General features: G+C 64.2%; 26 protein-coding genes. 3 read left to right on the forward strand and 23 right to left on the reverse strand.

Annotation, left to right across the window (positions count from 1 at the left end):
* Positions 1–58: 58 nt before the first annotated feature.
* Genes APH27_RS20570 through ccmA form a run of 10 tightly spaced genes read right to left on the reverse strand, consistent with a single transcriptional unit; the run spans position 59 to position 7,401 of the window.
* Positions 59–478, reverse strand: a complete 420-nt coding sequence (locus tag APH27_RS20570; RefSeq protein ID WP_027921219.1) for a hypothetical protein — start codon at positions 476–478, stop codon at positions 59–61.
* Between the two features lie 12 nt (positions 479–490).
* Complete coding sequence (ccmI, locus tag APH27_RS20575; protein WP_060485766.1) at positions 491–1,684, reverse strand: c-type cytochrome biogenesis protein CcmI; 1,194 nt, start codon at positions 1,682–1,684, stop codon at positions 491–493.
* Positions 1,677–2,153 carry a cytochrome c-type biogenesis protein gene (locus tag APH27_RS20580; RefSeq protein ID WP_027921217.1) on the reverse strand — a complete coding sequence of 159 codons (477 nt, stop codon included), beginning with the start codon at positions 2,151–2,153 and terminating at the stop codon, positions 1,677–1,679. Before APH27_RS20580 ends, ccmI begins: the two co-directional genes overlap by 8 nt.
* Positions 2,150–2,686 carry a DsbE family thiol:disulfide interchange protein gene (locus tag APH27_RS20585; RefSeq protein ID WP_027921216.1) on the reverse strand — a complete coding sequence of 179 codons (537 nt, stop codon included), beginning with the start codon at positions 2,684–2,686 and terminating at the stop codon, positions 2,150–2,152. The genes APH27_RS20580 and APH27_RS20585 overlap by 4 nt, the downstream gene beginning before the upstream one ends.
* Positions 2,683–4,656 (reverse strand): heme lyase CcmF/NrfE family subunit, encoded by a 1,974-nt coding sequence (locus tag APH27_RS20590; RefSeq protein WP_177331701.1) that lies wholly within the window; start codon positions 4,654–4,656, stop codon positions 2,683–2,685. Before APH27_RS20590 ends, APH27_RS20585 begins: the two co-directional genes overlap by 4 nt.
* Before the next feature lie 11 nt (positions 4,657–4,667).
* On the reverse strand, positions 4,668–5,123 hold the full coding sequence (gene ccmE, locus APH27_RS20595) for a cytochrome c maturation protein CcmE (RefSeq protein WP_027921214.1): 456 nt from the start codon (positions 5,121–5,123) through the stop codon (positions 4,668–4,670).
* Positions 5,120–5,296, reverse strand: a complete 177-nt coding sequence (gene ccmD, locus APH27_RS20600) for a heme exporter protein CcmD (protein WP_027921213.1) — start codon at positions 5,294–5,296, stop codon at positions 5,120–5,122. Before ccmD ends, ccmE begins: the two co-directional genes overlap by 4 nt.
* Positions 5,293–6,060, reverse strand: coding sequence for a heme ABC transporter permease (locus APH27_RS20605; RefSeq protein ID WP_060485781.1), 768 nt, complete (start codon positions 6,058–6,060; stop codon positions 5,293–5,295). Before APH27_RS20605 ends, ccmD begins: the two co-directional genes overlap by 4 nt.
* A 43-nt stretch (positions 6,061–6,103) precedes the next feature.
* Positions 6,104–6,772, reverse strand: a complete 669-nt coding sequence (ccmB, locus tag APH27_RS20610; protein WP_008096270.1) for a heme exporter protein CcmB — start codon at positions 6,770–6,772, stop codon at positions 6,104–6,106.
* Entirely contained in the window at positions 6,769–7,401 is a 633-nt protein-coding gene (gene ccmA, locus APH27_RS20615; RefSeq protein ID WP_060485768.1) for a cytochrome c biogenesis heme-transporting ATPase CcmA, read from the reverse strand. The genes ccmB and ccmA overlap by 4 nt, the downstream gene beginning before the upstream one ends.
* Positions 7,402–7,533: 132 nt before the next feature.
* Between ccmA and APH27_RS20620 the strand changes: the two genes are divergently transcribed.
* The 3 genes from APH27_RS20620 to APH27_RS20630 all read left to right on the forward strand — a co-directional run bounded on the left by APH27_RS20620 (position 7,534) and on the right by APH27_RS20630 (position 12,271).
* Positions 7,534–9,093, forward strand: coding sequence for a flagellar hook-length control protein FliK (locus APH27_RS20620; RefSeq protein WP_060485769.1), 1,560 nt, complete (start codon positions 7,534–7,536; stop codon positions 9,091–9,093).
* Positions 9,090–9,428 (forward strand): EscU/YscU/HrcU family type III secretion system export apparatus switch protein, encoded by a 339-nt coding sequence (locus APH27_RS20625; RefSeq protein ID WP_060485770.1) that lies wholly within the window; start codon positions 9,090–9,092, stop codon positions 9,426–9,428. Before APH27_RS20620 ends, APH27_RS20625 begins: the two co-directional genes overlap by 4 nt.
* An 83-nt stretch (positions 9,429–9,511) precedes the next feature.
* Positions 9,512–12,271: a dermonecrotic toxin domain-containing protein gene (locus tag APH27_RS20630; protein ID WP_060485771.1), complete on the forward strand. Its 2,760-nt coding sequence runs from the start codon at positions 9,512–9,514 to the stop codon at positions 12,269–12,271.
* Positions 12,272–12,313: 42 nt separating this feature from the next.
* On the opposite strand, the gene APH27_RS20635 is transcribed toward APH27_RS20630, so the two are convergent.
* From APH27_RS20635 to flhF, 13 genes are all read right to left on the reverse strand, one after another.
* On the reverse strand, positions 12,314–12,709 hold the full coding sequence (locus APH27_RS20635; RefSeq protein ID WP_060485772.1) for a DUF2802 domain-containing protein: 396 nt from the start codon (positions 12,707–12,709) through the stop codon (positions 12,314–12,316).
* A gap of 1 nt (position 12,710) precedes the next feature.
* Positions 12,711–13,190 (reverse strand): chemotaxis protein CheW, encoded by a 480-nt coding sequence (locus APH27_RS20640; protein WP_016393802.1) that lies wholly within the window; start codon positions 13,188–13,190, stop codon positions 12,711–12,713.
* 43 nt (positions 13,191–13,233) lie between these two features.
* The gene (locus APH27_RS20645; protein WP_060485773.1) at positions 13,234–14,118 is read right to left on the reverse strand and encodes a CheW domain-containing protein; all 885 of its coding nucleotides are present in this window, start codon (positions 14,116–14,118) and stop codon (positions 13,234–13,236) included.
* Positions 14,115–14,906: a ParA family protein gene (locus APH27_RS20650; RefSeq protein WP_027921205.1), complete on the reverse strand. Its 792-nt coding sequence runs from the start codon at positions 14,904–14,906 to the stop codon at positions 14,115–14,117. The genes APH27_RS20645 and APH27_RS20650 overlap by 4 nt, the downstream gene beginning before the upstream one ends.
* Positions 14,907–15,099: 193 nt before the next feature.
* Positions 15,100–15,957 (reverse strand): flagellar motor protein MotD, encoded by an 858-nt coding sequence (motD, locus tag APH27_RS20655; protein WP_027921204.1) that lies wholly within the window; start codon positions 15,955–15,957, stop codon positions 15,100–15,102.
* 3 nt (positions 15,958–15,960) lie between these two features.
* Complete coding sequence (locus APH27_RS20660) at positions 15,961–16,701, reverse strand: flagellar motor protein (RefSeq protein WP_027921203.1); 741 nt, start codon at positions 16,699–16,701, stop codon at positions 15,961–15,963.
* Entirely contained in the window at positions 16,701–17,831 is a 1,131-nt protein-coding gene (locus APH27_RS20665) for a chemotaxis response regulator protein-glutamate methylesterase (protein WP_027921202.1), read from the reverse strand. The genes APH27_RS20660 and APH27_RS20665 overlap by 1 nt, the downstream gene beginning before the upstream one ends.
* A gap of 47 nt (positions 17,832–17,878) precedes the next feature.
* Positions 17,879–20,095, reverse strand: a complete 2,217-nt coding sequence (locus APH27_RS20670) for a chemotaxis protein CheA (protein WP_060485774.1) — start codon at positions 20,093–20,095, stop codon at positions 17,879–17,881.
* A gap of 12 nt (positions 20,096–20,107) precedes the next feature.
* Positions 20,108–20,896, reverse strand: coding sequence for a protein phosphatase CheZ (locus APH27_RS20675; protein ID WP_027921200.1), 789 nt, complete (start codon positions 20,894–20,896; stop codon positions 20,108–20,110).
* 18 nt (positions 20,897–20,914) lie between these two features.
* Complete coding sequence (locus APH27_RS20680) at positions 20,915–21,289, reverse strand: chemotaxis response regulator CheY (RefSeq protein WP_104881405.1); 375 nt, start codon at positions 21,287–21,289, stop codon at positions 20,915–20,917.
* Positions 21,290–21,409: 120 nt separating this feature from the next.
* Entirely contained in the window at positions 21,410–22,150 is a 741-nt protein-coding gene (gene fliA, locus APH27_RS20685; RefSeq protein ID WP_027921199.1) for an RNA polymerase sigma factor FliA, read from the reverse strand.
* A complete protein-coding gene (gene fleN / locus APH27_RS20690; RefSeq protein WP_016393812.1) occupies positions 22,147–22,980 on the reverse strand; it encodes a flagellar synthesis regulator FleN in 834 nt (277 codons plus the stop codon). Before fleN ends, fliA begins: the two co-directional genes overlap by 4 nt.
* A gap of 93 nt (positions 22,981–23,073) precedes the next feature.
* Positions 23,074–24,381: a flagellar biosynthesis protein FlhF gene (gene flhF / locus APH27_RS20695; RefSeq protein ID WP_027921198.1), complete on the reverse strand. Its 1,308-nt coding sequence runs from the start codon at positions 24,379–24,381 to the stop codon at positions 23,074–23,076.
* Positions 24,382–24,391: the final 10 nt, after the last annotated feature.

The raw sequence follows: 24,391 nt of genomic DNA on the forward strand, positions 1-24,391 counted from the left end.
CGCTCGATCTCACAGGCACCCAACTTCTAACGGCGAACACCCACAAGCCTCAACAAATTTATTGCCCGTAAGCGCGCCCCAGCCCCCCGGGCACACCGCTGCTGTCAGTTTCCTGCCATGGCCCATCCGGGTTGAGCGACCAGCTCCAGCCATTGTCATAGCGGTAGTAGGTGCGCTGCCGGTAAAAGACATTGGTCTTTTTCTCCAGCACATACACCCCAAGCTTCGGATCCCAGTGGCTCGCTCCACCCGGTGGTGGTGCGAAACTGGCAGAGGTACGCGGCATCGGTTTGGGGATCGCCGCCGGTTTGCTCGGCTGTGTCGACGGCTGGCCACCCGGCAGCGGCTTTACCGCTGGCCCTTGATGCGGTGGCACGGTCTCGATCGGCGGCGACGGCTGCTCGTACGGTTGATGCGCCGTACACGCGGACAAACCCACGGCCAGGGTGATCAGGGTCAGGCGGACGGCGCTATGCATGGCGTGGCTCTCTTACGGGTCGGGGCTGTCGATGGTCAGGTGCTGGGTAGCCTGGGTGGTATTGGCCAGGGGCGCGCCCAGGCCGATCCACTCGCCGCGGGTCGGCTGGCCGGCGCGGGAAACACGTGCAACCAGTTGGACTTCGGCAAACTGGGACAGTTTCATCTGCGGCAGCATAGCGTCAGCGTCAGACAATTCCACCTCCAGTGGCAACTGCGCCACGGTCACCCGCTTGGCCGCCAGCGGCATTGGCGGGCCGTTGCTGGCACGGGCGAAGATGAACACGGTATCGTCAGGCTTGACCTTGTCCTTGAGCGCCGCTGCCAGCTCCACCCGCACCTTCAGGCGGGCTGGCGAAGTGGCCTGCGCTTTGGTGCCACCGGCGCCACCCAGTCGCTCTGCCGCTCGGTCGATGCCACCTTGCAGCGCCGCCCGCGAGGCATCGCCTTCGGGCAGTTGCGCCAGCAGGCGGTTCCAGTAGTCGATGGCTTCCTGGTAACGCTCGCCCTCGAAGGCGGCGATGCCCCGCAAGCCAAGGCTGGTGACCTCGTTCGGGTCGGCCTTCAGTGCCTCGTCCGTCAGCGCCTGCACCTGGGGGCTCCACTGCTTGTCCGCCGCGAAGTACAGCGCCTGGGCCCACTGGCCAAGCAGCTCGGGCTGGCGGCCGGCAAGGGCCACGGCGCGCTCGTAGGCACGTGCCGCATCGGCCGGGCGTTGCTGGGCCATGTAGGCCCGTCCAAGGAAGTACAGGCCTTCGGCCGAGTCCGGCTGAGCCTCCACGGCGCGCTCGAGGCGCGTGGTCATTTCGTCCATGGTTTTCGGCGCCGCGGCAAATTCCTGGGTCAGTTCAACCTTGTCCGCCGCACCAAAGTGCAGGTACAGCCCCAGTGCCAGTGCGGGCACCAGCACGGCCGCGAGCAATGGCAAGGCCTTGCCCAGGTGCCCCTGACGCGCAGGTTCGGCGCCTTCGGTGTCGGCCAGCAGCTCGCGGGCAGCTTCGTCACGGCCCTTGGCCATCTGCGCCTCATCGAGTACACCGGCGGCCTGCTGGGCGGCCAGTTCGGCGACGCGTTCCTGGTACAGGGCGACGTTGAGGGCGGTGCGGTCTTCTTCCTGCTGCTGGCGACGGCCACGCAGGATCGGAATCAGCAGAAAGCCGAGGGCGGCGAGCAGCAACAGGCCCGCGCTAAGCCAGAATTCAGTCATGGGTCTGTTCTTTTTCCAGCAGTTTGGCGAGACGTTCGCGTTCTTCGACGGACAGTTGCTGTGCAACCTGGGCGGCCGGGCCACGGCGCCGGCGGACGATCACCGCCAGCACCACGAAACCACCCGCCAACAGAATGCCCGGGCCGAACCACAGCAACCAGGTGCGGCCACTGAGCGCCGGCTTGTAGCGCACGAAGTCGCCATAGCGGTCGACCATGAAGTCGACGATCTGCTGGTTGCTCTTGCCTTCGCCGAGCATGCGGAAGATCTCGCGACGCAGGTCGGCGGCAATCGGTGCGTTGGAGTCGGCGATGTCCTGGTTCTGGCACTTGGGGCAGCGCAGTTCCTTGGTCAACTGCTGGTAACGCTCGCGCTCGGCGTCGTCACGGAACTGGTAGGTATCGATGGCCGCCCTGGCCACACCGGCCAGGCTCAGGCCCAGCACGGCGGCTGCCAGCCAGCGCTTCATGGCTTGGCCTCGTCGACCAGGCCCTGGTACAGCGGTGCCAGCTGCTCGCGCCACACGCTGGCATCGACGATGCCGACGTGCTTGTAGCGAATGATGCCCTTGGCGTCGATCAGGAAGGTTTCCGGCGCGCCATACACGCCCAGGTCCAGCCCCAGGCTGCCCTGCTCGTCGCGGATATCCAGCTGGTACGGGTTGTGGAACTCGGCCAGCCACTTCTGCGCGGCGGCGTTGTCGTCCTTGTAGTTGATGCCGTGGATCACCACGCCCTGTTGGGCCAGCTGGTTCAGGTACGGGTGCTCGACCTTGCACGACGGGCACCAGGTGGCCCACACATTGACCAGTGCCGGCCGCCCCTGGAGGTCGGCCTGGGTCAGGTTGCGGTCACCCTGCGTCGAAGCCAGAGCGAACGCCGGGAACGGCTTGCCGATCATCGCCGACGGCAGCTCGTCGGGCTTGAGAAACAGCCCCTTGTAGAGGAAAACCGCCATCAGCAGAAACACCGCCAGTGGCACGACCATGATCCAACGCTTCATGCAGCAGCTCCAGACACGCCCAGGGCCTCACGCACCCGGGTCTTGACCTTGACGCGATAGCGCCGGTCGAAGGCCGCCAGCAACCCGCCCAGGCCAGTCAGCAGACCGCCCAGCCAGATCCAGCGGACATAAGGCTTGATATGCACGCGCACTGCCCAGGCGCCGTTTTCCAGCGGCTCGCCCAGGGCGACGTACAGGTCACGGGTGAAACCGGCATCGATGCCGGCTTCGGTCATCATCGATTGCTGCACGGTGTACAGGCGCTTTTCCGGGTGCAGGGTGGTCACTTCACGGCCGTCACGGGTGACCACGATGGTGCCCTTGTCGGAGATGAAGTTCGGCCCTTCGAAGTGCTTCGCCCCTTCGAACAGGAAGTGGTAACCGCCAAGCTCGACACTTTCGCCCGGCGCCAGGCGCAGGTCGCGCTCGGCGCTGTTGTTGCTCGAAAGCACCACACCCAGGGCACACACCGCCAGGCCCAAGTGCGCCAGCTGCATGCCCCAGTAGCTGCGGGTCAGGCCGCGCACGCCCTTGGCCAGGCCTTTGTGGCGGGTCTTGTCGAAAATGTCACGCAAGCCGCCCAGCACCACCCAGGCCGCCAGGGCGAAGGCGCTGAGCACCGGCCAGTCGAAGTCGTCGACCATGAAGCCGGCGATTGGCGCTAGCACCGCGCTGCCGATCAGTACCGGGGTCATCATGCTGACCAGCCATTTGACCGGGGTGTCTTTCCAACGCACCACCACGCCCAGGCTCAGCACCACCATCAGCAGCGCCATCAACGGCAGGAACAGGGCATCGAAGTAAGGTGGGCCGACCGACAGCTTGGCCCCGGTCAGGGCATCGAGCACCAGCGGATAGAGGGTGCCCAGCAGAATCATCGAGGCCGCCACCACCAGCACCAGGTTGTTGGCCAGCAGCAGCGTTTCACGGGACCACAGGGCAAAGCCGACCTGGCTCTTGACCACCGGGGCGCGCAGGGCGAACAGGGTCAGCGAGCCACCGACCACGAACAGCAGGAAGATCAGGATGAACACGCCGCGCGCCGGGTCGGCAGCGAAGGCGTGCACCGAGGTCAGCACGCCGGAGCGGACCAGGAAGGTTCCCAGCAGGCTCAGCGAGAACGCAGCGATCGCCAACAATACGGTCCAGCTCTTGAATACCCCACGTTTTTCGGTCACCGCCAACGAGTGAATCAGCGCGGTGCCCACCAGCCAAGGCATGAACGAGGCGTTCTCCACCGGGTCCCAGAACCACCAGCCGCCCCAGCCCAGTTCGTAGTAGGCCCACCACGAACCAAGGGTGATGCCGACGCCGAGGAAGGCCCAGGCGACGATGGTCCAGGGCCGCGACCAGCGCGCCCAGGCCGCGTCCAGCCGCCCGCCCAGCAGTGCGGCGATGGCGAAGGCGAAGGCCACCGAGAAGCCCACATAGCCCATGTACAGCATCGGCGGGTGGACGATCAGGCCGAAGTCCTGCAACAGCGGGTTGAGGTCACGGCCGTCGGTCGGCACCTGCGGCAGCAGGCGCTGGAACGGGTTGGAGGTGATGATCAGGAAGCTCAGGAAGCCGACGCTGATCATGCCCATCACCGCCAACACACGGGCCAGCATGACCTGCGGCAGTTGGCGGGAGAAGATCGACACGGCAAAGGTCCAGCCACCGAGGATCAGCGCCCACAGCAGCAGCGAGCCTTCGTGGGCGCCCCATACCGCACTGAACTTGTAGTACCAGGGCAAGGCGCTGTTGGAGTTGCTGGCCACGTAGGCGACCGAGAAATTGTCGGTCATGAACGCGTGGGTCAGGCAGGCAAAGGCGAACACCAGGAAGGTGAACTGGCCCCAGGCTGCCGGGCGCGCCAGGCTCATCCACAGGCTGTCACCGCGCCAGGCACCGAGCAGCGGCAGCGTGGCCTGCACGGCGGCAAAGCAGATCGCCAGGATCATCGCCAGCTGGCCGAGTTCGGGAATCACCAGTGCCGCATTCATGGCTTGGCCCCCGCGCCGCTGGCCGCCTGGCCGCTTTCTTTCAAGGCCTTGGTAACCTCCGGCGGCATGTACTTCTCGTCGTGCTTGGCCAGCACCTCGTCGGCGACCACCACACCGTCACCGTTGAGCTTGCCAAGGGCAACGATGCCCTGCCCTTCACGGAACAGGTCCGGCAGGATGCCGCGGTAGGTGATCGGCACGGACTTGTTGAAGTCGGTAACCACGAAACGCACGTCGAGCGAATCCGATGAACGCTGCACCGAGCCCTTCTCGACCATGCCACCGGCACGGATGCGCGTGTCCAGCGGCGCCTCGCCGTTGGCGATCTGGGTGGGTGTGTAGAACAGGTTGATATTCTGCTGCAGGGCGCTCAAGGCAAAGCCGACGGCAACCGCAACCCCGACCAGCAAGCCGAGGATCAGGAACAGGCGTTTCTTGCGCTGCGGATTCACTGGTTGTTCTCCCGGCGCAAACGGCGCGCCTCATCTTGCAGGTAGCGGCGACGGGCCAACAGGGGGGCGGCGACATTCAGCGCCAGCACCGCCAGGCAGATGCCATAGGCCGACCAGACATACAGGGCATGGTGGCCCATGGCGAGAAAATCGCCAAAGGAAGCGAAACTCATCGCGCGGCCCTCCGCCCCAGGCTGTTCAACACTTCATCCTTCACCCAACTGGCGCGCGCCTCGCGCTTGAGCACTTCCAGGCGCATGCGCAGCAGCAGCACGGCACCGAAGAAGCAATAGAAGCCCAGCGCCGTGCACAGCAGCGGCAGCCACATTTCGGCTGGCATCGCCGGTTTTTCGGTGAGGGTGAAGGTGGCGCCCTGGTGCAGGGTGTTCCACCACTCCACCGAGTACTTGATGATCGGAATGTTGATCACCCCGACGATGGCCAGCACCGCGCAGGCCTTGGCGGCGCTGTCACGGTTGCTGATGGCCTGGCCAAGGGCGATGATGCCGAAGTACAGGAACAGCAGGATCAGCATCGAGGTCAGCCGGGCGTCCCAGACCCACCAGCTACCCCAGGTCGGTTTGCCCCAGATGGCCCCGGTGACCAGCGCCACGGCGGTCATCCAGGCGCCAATGGGCGCTGCGCATTGCAGGGCGACATCGGCCAGTTTCATCTTCCACACCAGCCCCACCGCGCCAGCCACAGCCAGCAGTACATAGCAGGACTGTGCCAGCATGGCCGCAGGCACGTGGATATAGATGATGCGGAAGCTGTTGCCCTGCTGATAGTCCTCGGGGGCGAACGCCAGGCCCCAGACCACACCGGTGACCAGCAAAAGGGCGGCAGAGATGGCCAGCCATGGCAGCATGCGGCCGCTGATGGCATAGAACCATTTCGGCGAACCCAGTTTGTGGAACCACGTCCAGCTAATTTTCATCAGGTACATCCGGTATTAGCCGGGCTTGGGAGCCCGGGACTCGTTATTCGCCGACGCTGATCTTCAGGCCGGCCGCTATCGCAAAGGGTGCCAGGGTAACCGCCAGGGCTGTAAGGCTGGCGAGCCAGAGCAGATGGCCGGTGGCTGGCATATTCTGCAATGCCGCCTGCAACGCGCCACTGCCCAGGATCAATACAGGGATATACAACGGCAGAATCAGCAACGCCAGTAACAAACCACCACGTTTGAGACCGACCGTCAGCGCAGCGCCGACCGCCCCCAACAGGCTCAAAACCGGCGTGCCCAGCAGCAGTGAGCCGAGCAGCACCGGCAGGCAATGGCTGGGCAACCCCAGCATCAGTGCCAGCAATGGCGCCAACAATACCAGCGCCAGCCCGGAAAAGATCCAGTGCGCCAGCACCTTGGCCAGCACCAGCATGGCCAGCGGATGCGGTGACAGCACCCACTGCTCCAGCGATCCATCTTCAAAATCACTACGAAACAGGCCATCGAGCGACAGCAGCACGGCCAACAAGGCCGCGACCCAGACCAGCCCAGGCGACAAGGTTTGCAACAATTGGCTTTCAGGGCCAACTGCCAACGGGAACAGGGCCACGACGATGGCGAAGAATACCAATGGGTTGGCCAGTTCTGCCGGGCGGCGGAACAGCAAGCGCGCTTCGCGGCGCAGCAACAGGATAAATACGCTCATGCCGCCCACTGCCCCAGGTTGAGTTCGCGGTAGCCGCTCGGCTTGCGTTCCAGGCTATGGTGCGTCGTCAGCACGACCGTACCGCCCTGTTCGCAGTGGGCGGCCAGGTGCGCTTCGAGCTGGGCCACGCCCTGCTTGTCGAGGGCGGTGAAGGGTTCGTCGAGAATCCACAACGGCGGGCTGCTCAGGTGCAACCGGGCCAGTGCCACACGGCGCTGCTGCCCGGCGGACAAGGTATGGCAGGGGACGTCTTCGAAACCGCGCAGGCCGACCGCCGCAAGTGCCGCCCAGATGGCTTCACGGGTGGCCGGTTGGTGCAGGGCGCAGAGCCAGGTGAGGTTCTCCTCGGCGGTGAGCAGGTCCTTGATGCCGGCGGCGTGGCCGATCCACAGCAGGATGCTGGCCAGGGCATGGCGCTGTTCGCCAAGTGGCTTGCCACCCAGCAGGATCTGCCCGGCAGTCGGCTGCATCAGCCCGGCCAACAGGCGCAACAGGCTGGTCTTGCCGCTGCCGTTGGGGCCGCTGATCTGCAGCATGTCGCCGGGGCGCAACTCGAAATCGAGGTGCTCGAACAACAGGCGCCAGTCGCGCTCGCAGGCCAGGCCCACGGCTTGGAGGTGAAGGGTCACGGATTCGCCTTTTCTATATGCTTCTCAAGTCGCCCACCCCGCGGCCGTTATACTGGCAGTGGCGGGCGGCAGGCATTATTACATGTGCTGCCGCGCTGCCAAGAGGGCGGGCTCCACAGGTTGTATACAATCATGACTGAAATCAATAGTCTCGGCGCACAAACCGCCATCAATCCGCAGGCGATCAAGGCCCAGCTGACCGGTGAACTGCTCAACCTGACCCAGGCCCAACCCGGCTTGCTCAAGCCAGGCGAAACCGCTCAGGCCGAAGTGCTGACCATGCGCCAGAGCGGCAGTACCTTCCAGTTGGTGCTGCAAGTGATTCAGGCCAACGGCAGCCAGACCCAGGTCCAGGCCAGTGCCAATCAGCCCATTCCACAGGGCAGCCAGCTCACCGTCAGCCAGCCCGAAGGCAGCCGCCTGGCCATCATGGTGCAGCAGGCCAGTGCCAGCAATGTCGCCGCCCTCACCCAGCTCGACACCAGCAAGGTGCCGGTTGGTACCCTGCTGCAGGGCAAGGTGTTGACCAACCAACCGTTGCCTCAGGCTGCGGGCGAGGCGGCCAGCTTCCGCTCGCTGGTCAGCCTGCTCAACACGGCTCAGGCTGGCGCCATACTCAGCATCGACAGCCCGCGCCCACTGCCGATCGGCAGCCTGCTCAGCGCCCTGGTGCAGGGCGATCAGTCGCTGCGTTTCGTGCCGCTCAGCGGTCGCCAGGAACAACTGAACATTGCCCAGCAGTTGCTGACCCAGCAAGGCCGCCAGGCGTCCCTGCCCGGCCTGCTCGCTGCGCTGCAGCAGATAGCCAGCAGCCCGAGCAGCGACGGCGAACTGCGCAGCACCGCCAGCAGCCTGCTGGCCAGCCTGCCGGATGCCCGTCAGCTCAGCGACGGCAAAGCACTGGCCCAGGCCCTGAACAACAGTGGCACCTTCCTCGAAGCAAAACTGCTGGGCGGCCTCGGTAGCGCCGTGCCCACTGACCTCAAGGCGCAGCTGATCCGGCTGGTGGCCCAGGCCACCGTGAGCGCGCCGACCAGTCCGGTGGTCGCCAGCACTGCCCTGGCCCAGGCCCTGCCGGCCATGGCCCGCAGCGCCCTGGGCATGCTCGACCGGGTCAGCCCGAGAACACTACCGGGCGCATTCCCGCTACCGTCACGCCTGCTGCAGGCCATGGAAAATGAAGGTGACCTGCAACAGCTGCTGCGCTTGGCCGCCGCCGCCATTTCGCGCCTGCAGAGCCACGCACTGAGCAGCTTGCAGCAATCCGGCACGCTGGATAACGGCAACCTGCAGACCACCTGGCAGACCGAAGTGCCGGTGCGCCACGGCCAGGAGTTCATCCCCCTGCAAGTGAAGCTGCAGCGCGAAGAAACCCCGGAGCAGCAGGGCAAACGCCAGCAACGCGAACAGCCGGACCCGCTGCAGGCACTGTGGCGGATCGACCTGGCGTTCGACCTGGCCCCCCTGGGCCCATTGCAGGTGCAGGCACAACTGCTCGAGGGGCGCTTGTCCGGCCATCTGTGGGCCGAGCGCGAACAGACCGCACGGCTGATCGACAGCCAGCTCGGCGCCCTGCGCGAACGCCTGCTGGCCCGTGGCCTGGATGTCGGCGACCTGGAGTGCCACGCTGGCATTCCACCACAAGGCCCGCGCACACGGGTGGAACAACGCTGGGTGGACGAAAACGCATGATCGACAAGCAACCACGCCAGGCCATCGCCCTGAGCTACGACGGCCAGCAGGCCCCGACCTTGACCGCCAAGGGCGATGACGAGCTGGCCGAGGCTATTCTCGCCCTGGCCCGCGAGCACGAAGTACCGATCTACGAGAATGCCGAACTGGTGCGCCTGCTGGCACGCCTGGAGCTGGGCGAACAGATCCCCGAGGCGCTGTACCTGACCATTGCCGAAATCATCGCCTTTGCCTGGCAGCTGCGCGGCAAGGTGCCGTACGGCTTCGAGGATGCGCCCCAGGGGGAACGTGACGTGACCGAGGTGCAACCACGTCTGGCCGGGCCATCCGCCTGAATCGCCGCGGCCAGCACTATTTACCGCTTTGCAGCTAACCGATCGTTCGACTCTGTGGCCTTTTGCTTGCCACGGAGACCGCAATGCCTACCCCCCCAATCAATGCTGCCGGTGTGCAGTTCGTTCGCAACCACCTGGCCGCTCTGCCCCGCCCCGACCGAGAGGCCAGCCACGCGATAAGCAGCTGGCTGTCGGCACAAGGCGTGAACCTTGACCCCGACCAGATCGACGTCGTCACGCTGCATGTCCACCGAGCCGGGATCGCCAGCTACCAGGCAGTTGTGGTCCAGCGCCTCAGCCTGACCCAGGCCGTACTGACGAACTGGCAAGGCGAATCCAACAATGATTTTTTCGGTGGGCTGTTCAGGCAACCCTGGGCCGGGCAGCTTCCTGATGATGGCCCGATCGCTGTCGTCGACAAACTGCCTCAACAACCCATTGCCGATAACGGTGCATGGTACGAAGTGTTCAACGGCCTGTTCAGGCGCTCGGCGCCCGCCCGCTACGATCACTCGACACTGCTCGATATTCGCGCCGAAGCCCTGTATGCGCATATCGAGGCGCTCGACTTCCACACCCGCTACAAGGCCTCGCTCGACACGTTCTGGCACCAGCACCTTCAGGACTACCGCCTATGCTGCAAACTCAATTTCATCGCGGCCTGCAACCAGCAGGTCGCCGAAGGTAGCCTGAGCGATGCCGCACGCAAGCTGGCCTGGCGTGCAGCCGAGCTGATTCCCCGAGGCAAGGGCTTGCGCCTGAGCACGTTGAGCATTTATGGCTATGCGGCCAGCGACCTGCTCTACATCAACGATGCCAGCAGCGACCTCACACTGCTGTACGCGCCCGGCAACAGTTCGCCCCTGCTGGAATTCGCCAGTGAAAACCTGCTCAAGGACTGGGTTGGCCAGCAGTGCAAGGAGGCGACCGGGCGTCAGGCGTTGAAACAGCATTTCCGCCTGGCCGACGGCCCGCAGGGTATCGACTTCAGCGGCCTGGACACCGCACTGGAAGGCTTGGGCGTATACCCGCGTAACCACAGGCTGCCCCCGGAACATGGCTTTTTCAATGACGACGGTACCTGGCCGCCGCGTACCTACGTCAACTACCGCCCCGGCAAGTACAACCCCAGAATCACCGGCGACCTGTTCCAGGCGATGGCCGAACGTCAGCGCCAGCGCAGCTACGACGATGCCGACTTCCTGATTACCAGCAACAGCGAAGTCATCACGTCCCGGTGGGCGGGCTACCTCAACACCACACTCACCTTGCTGGCCCCCCTGACCTTCGTGGTGCCGGGCCTCGCGCCTTTGCTGGCACTGGGCGGCATCGCCCAGGTCGGGTTCGGCCTGGACCAGGCAATCAACGGCAAGACCTTGCAAGATAAAAAGCAGGGCATAGGCAACATTACCTACGGCCTGTTGAATGCAACGCCTTTGGCCGCTGACGCAGTAATCAAGGGCGACGCCCTGTTTAGCTGGCAGCAGGACGGTTTCGTTGCGCCGCGCCAGGTCAACGAGCAATGGGGCTACCCGCTGAGCCCAGTCAGCCCGCCCCACTTGCCCGAGCTGGATGTCGCCCCCTACTTCCGCCGCCCTGTACGAATCGCCCCATTGCCGGATGGCAACGCCGCAGTGGCCAACTCGGTGGAGCGCTTTGCACGCTACAACGGTGATGTCGATCATCTCCTGGGCTATCTGGAAGAGCCCCCTGGGTATTTGGAAACACTGGACCTGGTCTACGACGTGCAGGCCGACCTGTTCATCACCGAAGAAGGCACCAACGCAGTAAGCCCGACCTACTATGAAGCCGAGCCAGGGACCGGCAACATGCGCATCGTCAGCAACGCAGGGCGGCAGGTGACGGACGCGATGCGCATGTCGTCCCTTCGCGCGCTAGGCATCGATGTGCAGTTTCCGGTGCAACTCCCCGCTGCGGCAATCGACGGCGCTCACCCCATACCCAAACTGATCTCGTCGCTTTGGGTCGGTGACAAGGCGCTGGGCAACGCGCTGATCGATACCTTGGCAGCCAATGCGGCAAAGCTGCGAAACAGCCCCTATCAGTATCGGCTGTTCCTGTCGAAGGCAAACCCGGAGGCGTTCGCGCAAAACCTCGAAAAGCTGAGTGCAAACGTGCCTGGCTTGCAGGTTTTGGCACTGGAAGAACAACCGTTTTTCGAGGCCTTCGCACAGAGCGAGTACTTCGACCAATATCAAGCCGCGATCGCCGGCAATGGCGGAGTGGCCACCAACTACGCTTCCGCCTCGGACGTGTTGCGCTACCCCATGCTGCATGCCGAAGGCGGGCTGTACATGGACGTCGATGACCAACTGCTGAGCCAGGCGCTGACTGTAGACGGCCCGCACGACAGTGCAGCCATCGACACGCTCGAACTGGCAACCAGCGATGATGGCCTGCTGCTGCATCCGCCCCTGCAAAACGAAAAGCTGGGCATGAACAGCCTGTACAACACCAGCATGATCGGCAGCCACCCGGGCAACCCGACACTGCGGGCCATTTCCGAAGAGATGCATGCGCGCTACAGGCTCAATACCGATTTCTATCACGCCCGCCCCACACTGGCCGACGATCCGGAAGGCTTCTACCGTTACGCCAGCCGCTTGAGCCAGCTGACCGGCCCGGCGATGTTAAGCGCCGTGATAGACAGGCTGTTGCCTGACCTTTACCAATTGCGCCAGTTGCACAACCTGTACATGATGCCGCGCATCAACAGCTACCTGTACATTGACCTGGACGCCTTCAAGGCCGTGCAACGTGAACGCCTGCCGCTCAACCGCCTGGCAAGGGTTGGCGGCCTGCACTCGTGGGCCAGCACCTGAAGCAGGCACAAAAAAGGCGACCTCAGGGTCGCCTTTCTTCTGTCATTGCGAGCGGTGCAACTTGCGCATCAGCTCCGCCTCGGCCTGGGTCAAGCCACAGGTCTCGGTCAATTCCGACACACTCGCCCCCATCCCCACCAGCTTGGCGGCCTGACTGAAGGTGACGTTGTTGGGGTCGCGCTGCTCCAGGCGTTCCAGGCGGTCAGGCAAGGTCGCCACTGCCGCGCGCAGCTCGTGGATGGCCTCACCCATGCGCACGGTACCGTTCTGGTAGTCGTCCAGGCGCTTGCCCAGGTCCTTGATGCGCTGGTCGCGCAGGGCATCGCCCGCGGCCTGCTGCGCCGCCAGTTCGCGCTGGCGCTTGATGTAGTTGAGAAAGAACCACAGGCTCACAGCCCACAGCAGCGCCAGGAAAATTACCGCCACCTCGAAGATCAACTCAGATGTTCTCCAGCTCGGACCACTCTTCCTCGGTCATCATCTTGTCCAGCTCGACCAGGATCAGCAGCTCGCCATTCTTGTTGCATACGCCCTGGATGAACTTGGCCGACTCTTCGTTACCGACGTTCGGCGCCGTCTCGATTTCCGACTGACGCAGGTACACCACCTCGGCAACGCTGTCGACCAGGATGCCAACCACTTGCTTGTCAGCCTCGATGATCACGATACGGGTGTTGTCGGTCACGTCCGATGGCATCAGGCCAAAGCGCTGGCGGGTGTCGATCACCGTCACCACGTTGCCGCGCAGGTTGATGATGCCCAGCACGTAGCTAGGTGCGCCCGGCACCGGTGCGATCTCGGTGTAGCGCAGCACTTCCTGCACTTGCATGACGTTGATGCCGTAGGACTCGTTGTCCAGACGGAAGGTTACCCACTGCAGGATCGGATCTTCAGAACCTTGCGCAGACGACTTTTTCATTCCCCTAGCCCTCTAAATCCGCTGTTAACGGTTGTGTTCGGTGTCATTTCTGTTTGGCGTGCAACTGCTTGACCGCGCCGCTGGCGATCAGCTCGGCCAGTTCGGCGACGTCGAGCAGTGCACACATGTGTTCGATGACCGTGCCGGCCAACCAGGGGCGCTGACCACGCTGGCTGCGCCACTTGATCTCGGCCGGGTCCAGGCGCAGCGAACGGCTGACCTGATGCACCGCCAGGCCCCATTCGTAGCCCTGCACGGAAATCACGTAATTCAAGCCTTGGCGAAAGTCTTCGCGGTAGCGGTCGGGCATGACCCAGCGCGCGGTATCCAGCACCTTGAGGTTGCCAGCCTGGCAAGTGAGGATGCCAAGGAACCAGTCCGGCTGGCCGAACAGCGGTGTCAGCTCCTGGCCTTCCAGGCTGTAGATCGAGCCCAGGCATACCAGCGGTACGGCCAAGGTCAACCCGGCAACGTCAAACAGCAGGCATTCGAACGGCTCGGCAGCCCAGGCCGGGCGGCCATCGATGCTGGCCGGCGGGACCGGTGTGTCTGCCATGCCTGCCGCAGGCAGGTGTACTTCGACCAAGGGTGCGACCGGCTCCGGTGCTGGCGCCTCGGTCAGCACCGGGATGCTGGCCTCGGCTACCACCTCAGCCTCGACCAGTGCCACCACGGGCTGCTCGACCGGCAACACGGCTGGCAGCACCTTCACCTGTGGCTCGGCGAAAGGCCTGGCTACCGGTGCTGGCTTACGTGCATCACGCGCCTGCTCTTCACGCACGGCAGCAGCGAATTCGTCGTTGGCCGTGGGCACCTCGGCCGGCGCGGGCAGGTCGAGAATAGCTTCGGCCTCGGTGGCCTCCTGCAACAGCCCATCCAGGTACGACTGCAGGGCCAGTTGCGGCTTGGTGCCGACAGGCCGGTTCATGAAGCCACCTGCGTGGCCGGCTTGTAGGTAAGCATGTGCTTGAGCAGTGCCCGGTAGGCGATCACCCCGCGGCTCTTGCCATCGAACTGCGACGGCGTGACGCCATTGCGGCTGGCATCGCGCAGGCGCGTGTCGACCGGGATATAACCCTGCCACACCTGGTGTTCATAGGTGTCGCGCAGCACCTTGAGGGTGCCCAGCGAAGCCTGGGTACGGCGGTCGAACAGGGTCGGCACGATCTGGTACGGCAATGCCTGCTTGCGCGAGCGGTTGACCATGGCCAAGGTGCCGATCATGCGCTCCAGGCCCTTCACCGCAAGGAATTCGGTCTGCACCGGGATCACCAGCTGCTGGCTGGCAGCCAGGGCGTTGACCATCAGCACGCCCAGCAAGGGCGGGCTATCGATCAGGGCAAAATCGAAATCCTGCCACAACTGCGCCAGACTCTTGGCGATCACCAGGCCCAGGCCACTCTGCCCCGGCGACTGACGCTCCAGCACGGCCAGCGCGGTGCTCGACGGCAGCAACGAGATACGCTCATCGCTGGTGGGCAACAACAACTGACCTGGCAGGCCTTCAGGCACGCTGCCCTTGTGCAGGAACAGGTCATAGCAGCTGTGCTCCAGGGCGTCCGGATTGTGCCCGAAATAGCTGGTCATAGAGCCATGCGGGTCGAGGTCGACGACGACCACGCGCTTGCCCGCCTCGGCCAGCAGGCCGGCCAGGGCGATGGTGGTCGTGGTCTTGCCAACGCCACCTTTTTGATTGGCTACTGCCCAGACTCTCATAGAACAACTCTTGTCTTATGTGGGAGCGGGTTTACCCGCGAAGCAGGCGACACAGTGGATGGCACGGGCTTCGCCCGTGTTCGCGGCGGTTCGACGTCTCGATGAACCCGCGCCCACAATGATCTCGCAGGCTTCGAAAAATCGGACAAGACAACCGCCCCCATTAGGTTAGCTATGACAGAGTATTGACGGCTCACTGGGCCGTCGTCGCTGTTGGGGCTGGCGGTGCACTTTGTGTGCCAGCACGGCGCAGCGCTGCATCCGGGGTGGCATGGGCACTGCCCGAGCCGGTCAGGCTGCGGCGTACTTCAAGGTTACGGGAAATCACCAGCACCACCCGCCGGTTGCGCGCGCGCCCTTCGGCGGTGTCGTTGCTGGCGACCGGTTGGTATTCGCCATAGCCGACCGAGGCCATGCGCGCCGGGTTGACCCCTTCCATGGCCAGCAAACGCACGATGCTCGCCGCCCGCGCCGCCGACAGTTCCCAGTTGGTCGGGTACTGCGCCGTGCGAATCGGCAGGTTGTCGGTGAAGCCCTCGACGTGCACCGGGTTGGCGAACGGCTTGAGGATGTTGCCGACTTTTTCGATGATGTCGAACGCCTTGTCACTGGGCATGGCATCGCCACTGCCGAACAGCAAGGACGAGTTGAGCTCGATCTCCACCCACAGTTCGTTGCCGCGCACGGTCATCTGGTCAGACTTGATCAGGTCGCCAAAGGCATCGCGCACGTCGTCGCTGATGGTCTTGAGCGGGTCGACGTTGGTCTGCGCAAGGCCCGCATCGGTCTGCTCGCTGTCCTTGATCAAGGGTTCTGCCGGTTTCACGCTCAGCGGCTGCTCATCGCCGACCGGTATCGGCTTCATGCTGCGTTCAGGGTCGTTGAAAACCCCGAGCAGCGCTTGCGAGATGACCTTGTACTTGCCCTCGTTGATCGAGGAAATCGAATACATGACCACGAAGAAGGCAAACAGCAAGGTGATGAAGTCGGCGTACGACACCAGCCAGCGTTCGTGGTTCTCGTGTTCCTCGGTATGACGGCGACGGCGCATGGCTTACTCCATGAAGCCTTGCAGCTTCAGCTCGATCGAACGCGGGTTCTCGCCCTCGGCAATCGACAGCAGGCCTTCAAGCAGCATCTCGCGGTAGCGCGACTGGCGCATCACGATGGCCTTGAGCTTGTTGGCGATAGGCAGCAGGACCAGGTTGGCACTGGCCACGCCGTAGATGGTGGCGACGAACGCCACGGCGATGCCGTTGCCCAGCTGCGAAGGGTCGGCCAGGTTGCCCATCACGTGGATCAGGCCCATGACCGCACCGATGATACCGATGGTCGGGGCGTAGCCGCCCATGCTCTCGAACACCTTGGCGGCCTGGATATCACGGCTTTCCTGGGTCAGGAAGTCGACTTCGAGGATGCTGCGGATCGATTCCGGCTCGGCGCCATCGACCAGCAGCTGCAGGCCCTTGCGGGCGTACGGGTCAGGTTCGGCATCGGCCACGCCTTCCAGGCCGAGCAGGCCTTCCTTGCGCGCCACCAGGCTCCAGTTGACCACCCGGTCGATACCGCCGGCCAGGTCGACCCGTGGCGGAAAGAAGATCCAGCGCAGGATCTGCAGCGCGCGCTTGAAGGCCGACAGCGGCGACTGCAGCAATGCCGCCGCCAGGGTGCCGCCGAGCACGATCAGGCCGGCAGGGCCGTTGAGCAAGGCACCGACGTGGCCACCTTCAAGGAAGTTGCCGCCAACGATGGCGACGAACGCCAGAATCAGGCCAATCAGGCTGAGCACATCCATCAGACACAAGCCTCGACCAGGTGTTTGCCGATTTCATCCAGGCTGTACACCGCGTCGGCCAGGTTGGCTTTGACGATGGCCATGGGCATGCCGTAGATCACACAGCTGGCCTCATCCTGGGCCCACACGGTACTGCCGCCCTGCTTGAGCAGGCGCGCGCCTTCACGGCCGTCGGCGCCCATGCCGGTGAGCACCACCGACAGCACCTTGTCGCCGTAGGACTTGGCCGCCGAGCCGAAGGTGATGTCCACGCACGGCTTGTAGTTCAGACGCTCGTCGCCTGGCAGGATCTTCACCGCACCACGGCCGTCGATCATCATCTGCTTGCCGCCAGGGGCCAACAGTGCCAGGCCCGGGCGCAGCATGTCGCCATCCTCGGCTTCCTTGACACTGATCTTGCACAGCTTGTCGAGGCGCTCGGCAAAGGCCTTGGTGAAGGCCGCGGGCATGTGCTGGATCAGCACGATCGGCGCCGGGAAGTTCGCCGGCAGCTGGGTCAGCACCCGCTGCAGGGCCACCGGCCCCCCCGTGGAAGTGCCGATCGCCACCAGCTTGTAAGGCTTGCGCTTGGGGGCCGGCGCATGCGCTACAGCAGGCGCCGGTGCCGCTGCACGGGCTGGCGCGGCGCTACGTGCCGGCGCTGCGCTGGCCAGGCTGCTGGCGGGGGCATGGCTGCTGGCCGGCGCTGGCGCGGTGGCCGGCGCGTGGCTGGCGTAGCCGCCGAAACGGCGGTTGCTGCGCGAAATGGTATGCACCTTCTCGCACAGCAGCTGCTTGACCTTCTCCGGGTTGCGCGAGATGTCTTCGAAGTTCTTCGGCAGGTAATCCACCGCACCGGCATCCAGCGCGTCAAGGGTGACGCGGGCGCCTTCGTGGGTCAGCGAGGAGAACATCAACACTGGCGTCGGGCAGCGCTGCATGATGTGCCGCACTGCGGTGATGCCATCCATCATGGGCATCTCGTAGTCCATGGTGATGACATCGGGTTTGAGCGCCAGTGCCTGGTCGATCGCTTCCCTGCCGTTGGTCGCAGTGCCGACCACCTGGATCGTCGGGTCCGCCGAGAGGATTTCCGAAACGCGGCGGCGGAAGAAACCGGAATCATCCACCACCAGGACCTTGACTGCCATAAACACTCCATTAGGCGGCGCAACCCGCCAGGGTGCGCCGCCGAAAATCAGATACGCCGTGCCGCGTAACGCTTGAGCATGCTCGGCACGTCGAGAATCAGCGCGATGCGACCGTCACCGGTGATGGTGGCGCCGGACATGCCCGGGGTGCCCTGCAGCATCTTGCCCAGCGGCTTGATCACCACCTCTTCCTGGCCCACCAGCTGGTCGACCACGAAGCCGATACGCTGGGTACCGACCGACAGGATCACCACATGGCCCTCGTGCTGCTCCTCGTGCACCTGGCCCTGAACCAACCAGCGCTTGAGGTAGAACAGCGGCAGTGCCTTGTCGCGCACGATCACCACTTCCTGGCCGTCCACCACATTGGTGCGCGACAGGTCGAGGTGGAAGATCTCGTTGACGTTGACCAACGGGAAGGCGAATGCCTGGTTGCCCAGCATCACCATCAGGGTCGGCATGATCGCCAGGGTCAGCGGCACCTTGATGACGATCTTCGAGCCCTGGCCCTTGGCCGAGAAGATGTTGATCGAGCCGTTGAGCTGGGAAATCTTGGTCTTCACCACGTCCATGCCGACACCGCGGCCGGAGACGTCGGAAATCTCAGTCTTGGTCGAGAAGCCCGGGGCGAAGATCAGGTTGTAGCAGTCCGATTCGCTCAGGCGATCGGCGGCGTCCTTGTCCATCAGGCCCTTTTCCACGGCCTTGGCGCGCAGGATGTTCGGGTCCATGCCTTTGCCGTCGTCGGAGATCGACAGCAAGATGTGGTCACCTTCCTGCTCAGCCGACAGCACCACGCGGCCGGTTCGTGCCTTGCCGGCGGCTTCACGCTCGTCCGGCATCTCGACGCCATGGTCGACGGCGTTGCGCACCAGGTGCACCAGCGGGTCGGCCAGGGCCTCGACGAGGTTCTTGTCGAGGTCGGTCTCTTCACCGACCAGCTCCAGGTTGATCTCTTTCTTCAGCTGCCGGGCCAGGTCGCGGACCAGGCGCGGGAAGCGCCCGAAGACCTTCTTGATCGGCTGCATGCGGGTCTTCATCACCGCGGTCTGCAAGTCGGCAGTGACCACGTCGAGGTTGGACACGGCCTTGGACATGGCCTCGTCGCCGCTGTTCAGGCCCAGGCGCACCAGGCGGTTACGCACCAGCACCAGTTCGCCGACCATGTTCATGATCTCGTCCAGGCGCGCGGTGTCGACGCGCACGGTGGTTTCCGCTTCGCTGGCATGCTTTTCCGCAGCCGGTGCCGGGGTGCGGGCTGGCGCGGCAGGCTTGGCAACAGCCGGTGCAGCGGCCGCGGGGGCTGCTGCAGGCCTGGCGGCTGGCTTGCTTTCAGCCTTGGCAGCAACCGGCGCAGCTACCGCGACAGGCGCTTCGCCAGCAACGGTCTCAGCGGCAAACTTGCCCTTGCCGTGCAACTGGTCGAGCAACGCTTCGAACTCGTGCTCGGTGATCTCGTCACTGCTGGCAGGCGCGACAGCGCTTTGCACGGCAACCGTGGCGGCTGGCAAGGCATCGGCCTGGAAGGTGCCCTTGCCGTGCAGCTGGTCCAGCAACGACTCGAATTCTTCGTCGGTGATCTCGTCGCTCACCGGCGCGCTGGCAACGACCACCGCTTCGGCGGCAGCCACTTCGGGCGAGAACTGGCCCTTGCCATGCAACTGGTCGAGCAGCGATTCGAACTCGGCGTCGGTGATGTCATCATCCGAGCCACTGAGGGTCTCGCCCTGCATCTGCTCTTCGGCAGCGGCCGCTTCAGCCTTGACCGCATCGAGCGAGTCGAGCAGCTGTTCGAACTCGGTGTCGGTGATGTCGGCCTCACTGGCCACAGGCTCCGGCGCCGCTTCGACCACCGCCGCAGGGGTGTCGCCGCTGGCAGGTTCCGCCAGGCGCGACAGGGCCGCCAGCAGCTCCGGCGTGGCCGGGGTCACTTCACTGCGCTCACGCACCTGGCCGAACATGCTGTTGACCGTATCCAGTGCCTCAAGCACCACATCCATCAGTTCCGCGTCGACCCGGCGCTCACCTTTGCGCAGGATGTCGAACACGTTCTCGGCGATGTGGCAGCACTCCACCAGCTCGTTCAGCTGAAGGAAGCCGGCGCCCCCTTTTACAGTGTGGAAACCGCGAAAGATCGCATTGAGCAGGTCGGCATCGTCGGGCCGGCTTTCCAGCTCGACCAGTTGCTCGGACAGTTGCTCAAGAATTTCGCCGGCTTCTACCAGGAAATCCTGAAGGATTTCTTCATCGGCGCCGAAGCTCATTAAACGTGCTCCTTAAAAACCCAGGCTGGACAGCAGATCGTCGACGTCGTCCTGACCGGACACAACGTCTTCACGCTTATCGGCATGAATCTGCGGACCTTCACCCCGAGTCGGATGTTTTTCTTGATCTTTTTCAGCGCGCAGCTGCTGGTGGTCATGTTCGATACCGGCAAAGCGGTCGACCTGACTGGCCATCAGCACGAGCTTGAGCAGATTGCTTTCCACTTCGGTCACCAGCGCAGTCACGCGCTTGATCACCTGGCCAGTCAGGTCCTGATAGTCCTGAGCCAGCAGAATGTCGTTGAGGTGGCCGGCGACCTTGCGGTTGCCCTCGGCGCTGTGCGTCAGGAAACTGTCGACACGCTTGACCAGCTCGCGGAACTCAGGTGCGGCGACTTCGCGGCGCATGAAACGCTGCCAGTCGACGCTCAGGCCTTGTGCCTCGCTCGCCAGGTCGTTGAGCACCGGGGTGCTCTCCTCCACCAGGTCCATGGTGCGGTTGGCGGCACCCTCGGTGAGCTTGACCACGTACGAGAGGCGCTCGGTAGCGTCGGTGATCTGCGAAACTTCCTCGGCCTGCGGCATGCGCGGGTCGATCTGGAAACTGACGATCGCGCTGTGCAGCTCACGGGTGAGCTTGCCGACTTCCTGGTACAGGCCACGGTCGCGGGTCTGGTTGAGCTGATGGATCAGCTGCACCGCCTCGCCGAAACGCCCCCGCTCCAGGCTCTCGACCAGCTCCTGGGCATGTTTCTTCAGGGTCGTTTCGAACTCCCCCAAAGACGTTTGTGTTGATTCCATGGCGCCCCCTGACGTGACTCAGCCGTTGACGCGTTCGAAGATCTTCTCGATCTTTTCTTTGAGCACCTGGGCGGTGAACGGCTTGACCACGTAACCATTGACCCCGGCCTGGGCCGCTTCGATGATCTGGTCGCGCTTGGCTTCGGCGGTCACCATCAGCACCGGCATGCCTTTCAGGCGATCGTGGGCACGGACCTTGCGCAGCAGGTCGATACCGGACATGCCGGGCATGTTCCAGTCGGTCACCAGGAAGTCGTAATGGCCACTTTCGAGCATCGGCAGCGCAGTGGTGCCGTCATCGGCTTCATCGGTGTTGGTGAAGCCCAGGTCACGCAACAGGTTCTTGATGATCCGCCGCATCGTCGAAAAGTCGTCAACGATGAGGATTTTCATGTCTTTGTTCAAGTAGACCTCCAAGCAGTCTCAAACGCGCTCGGCCCCGAGCGCGCGCATTCATTCAATTCGGTACAACATGGAAAACGAACGTGGATAACGACCGCAACGACCCCGGGCTCAACGCGCCCGCCATTCCCCCAGGCGGCTGCGCAGGCGCGCGGCACACTGGCTGTGCAACTGGCTGACACGCGATTCGCTGACTCCCAGCACCTCACCGATTTCCTTGAGGTTCAGCTCTTCGTCGTAGTACAGCGCCAACACCAGCCGCTCACGCTCTGGCAGGTTGGCGATCGCATCGGTCAGGGCAGCCTGGAAGCGCTCGTCCTCCAGATCGCGCGACGGCTCGATCTGGCCACTGGCGCCGTCCTCGTGCAGCCCTTCGTGCTCGCCGTCCTGCAACAGGTCGTCGAAGCTGAACAGGCGGCTCCCCAAGGTATCGTTCAAAATCCCGTAGTAATCATCGAGACTCAACTGGAGTTCGGCAGCAACTTCATGATCTTTAGCGTCGCGGCCAGTTCTTGCTTCAACGGCGCGCATCGCGTCACTGACCATGCGCGTATTGCGGTGCACCGAACGCGGCGCCCAATCGCCCTTGCGGACCTCGTCGAGCATTGCCCCGCGGATGCGGATGCCGGCGTAGGTTTCGAAGCTGGCGCCCTTGCTGGCGTCGTACTTGTTGGCCACTTCCAGCAGGCCGATCATGCCCGCCTGGATCAGGTCTTCAACCTGGACGTTGGCTGGCAGGCGTGCCAGCAAGTGGTAGGCAATGCGCTTGACCAGCGGCGCATAACGTTCCACCAGCTCGAACTGGGCGTCTTTGGACGCCTTGCTGTACATCTTGAAGCCGCTCGCGTTCATAGCACGGGCCCTGCGCTGGTGGGTTGCACCAGGCGTTCGACGAAGAACTCAAGATGCCCGCGCGGGTTGGCGGGCAGCGGCCAGCTGTCGACCTTCTGCGCGATGGCCTTGAAGGCCAGGGCGCACTTGGAGCGAGGGAAAGCCTCGTACACCGCGCGCTGCTTCTGCACTGCCTTGCGCACGCACTCGTCGTACGGCACGGCGCCGACGTATTGCAGGGCGACGTCGAGGAAGCGGTCGGTGACCTTGGTCAGCTTGGCGAACAGGTTGCGCCCTTCCTGCGGGCTCTGCGCCATGTTGGCCAGCACGCGGAAACGGTTCATGCCGTAGTCGCGGTTGAGCAGCTTGATCAGCGCGTAGGCGTCGGTGATCGAGGTCGGCTCGTCGCACACCACCAGCAGCACTTCCTGGGCCGCGCGAACGAAGCTGACTACCGAGTCACCAATGCCCGCAGCGGTGTCGATCACCAGCACGTCGAGGTTGTCGCCAATCTCGCTGAAGGCCTGGATCAGCCCGGCATGCTGCGCCGGCGCCAGGTGCACCATGCTCTGGGTACCGGAGGCGGCCGGCACGATGCGCACACCGCCAGGCCCCTGCAACAGCACATCGCGCAGCTCGCAGCGGCCTTCGATCACATCGGCCAGGGTGCGTTTCGGGGTGAGGCCCAGCAATACGTCGACATTGGCCAGGCCAAGGTCGGCGTCCAGCAGCATCACCCGGCGGCCGAGTTCGGCCAGCGCCAGGGACAGGTTCACTGAAACGTTAGTCTTGCCGACGCCACCTTTGCCACCGGTGACGGCGATCACCTGTACGGGATGCATGCTACCCATGTTCGTTGTTTACCTTGTCTTGCCTGGACCCAAGCCACACGCGGGGCGACACTGCCAGCCCCGGAATGTAGGTACTTTGCATACGCTTCATCCTCAACCCGCGCGCCGCGGGTTGTGGTAGAGATCAGCGAACATGTCGGCCATCGCCTCTTCGCTGGGCTCGTCCTGCAACTGCACGTTGACTGCGCGGGTCACCAGCTGGTGCGGGCGCGGCAGGTGCAGGTCGTCAGGAATGCGGGGGCCATCGGTGAGGTAGGCCACGGGCAATTCATGACTGATGGCCAGGCTCAGCACATCGCCGAGGCTCGCCGTTTCATCGAGTTTGGTCAGGATGCAGCCGGCCAGGCCGCAGCGCTTGTAGCTGTGGTAAGCGGCGGTCAGCACCTGCTTCTGGCTGGTGGTGGCCAGCACCAGGTAGTTCTTCGCGGCAATGCCACGCCCGGCCAGGGTTTCCAGTTGCATGCGCAGGGCCGGGTCACTGGCCTGCAGGCCGGCGGTATCGATCAGCACCACGCGCTTGCGCAGCAGTGGCTCCAGCGCAGCGGCCAGCGACTGGCCCGGGTCGACATAGGTCACCGGCACATTGAGGATGCGCCCCAGGGTCTTGAGCTGCTCCTGGGCACCGATGCGGAAGCTATCCATGCTCACCAGCGCCAGGTTCTGCGGGCCGTACTTGAGCACATAGCGCGCCGCCAGCTTGGCCAGGGTGGTGGTCTTGCCCATGCCGGCCGGGCCGACCATGGCGATCACACCGCCCTCTTCGATCGGTTCGGCCTCTGGCACTTCGATCATCCGCGCCAGGTGCGCCAACAGCATGCGCCAGGCCTGGCGGGGCTCTTCGATCTCGCTGGTCAGGTCAAGCAGTTCACGGGAGATCGGCCCGGACAGGCCGATGCGCTGCAGGCGGCGCCAGAGGTTGGCCTGTGCCGGCTTGCTGCCTTGCAGCTGGTTCCAGGCCAGCGAGCCGAGCTGCACTTCGAGCAGCTCACGCAGGCCCGACAGCTCCGAACGCATGGCGTCGAACAGGCGCGGGTCGACGGCCGGCTGCGCCGGCGCAGGCGCCGGGGCCGGTGCATCGACGTGCGGCTCGATCAATGGCTCGGACGCGGTCAGCGACTGGCCGGCAAACAATTGGCGGTTGCCTTCGCTGGCCTCGGCGCGGTTGTCCAGCTCGGCCTGGGCAGTGGCGATGCGCGACTGGGTCTTGCGCAGCTCTTCTTCCAGCTCGGCATTGGGCACGCGCGGGGCCAGCGCGGACAGCTTGTAGTCCAGCGCGGCGGTCAGTTCGACACCACCGGCGATGCGGCGGTTGCCAATGATGGCGGCATCGGAGCCCAGCTCATCACGAACCAGCTTCATGGCCTGACGCATATCGGCGGCGAAAAAACGCTTGACTTGCATAACCCACTAC

Origin of the sequence: Pseudomonas sp. NBRC 111123, assembly GCF_001320205.1 — a bacterium.
In the GTDB taxonomy this organism is placed as follows: Bacteria; Pseudomonadota; Gammaproteobacteria; order Pseudomonadales; family Pseudomonadaceae; genus Aquipseudomonas; species Aquipseudomonas putida_J.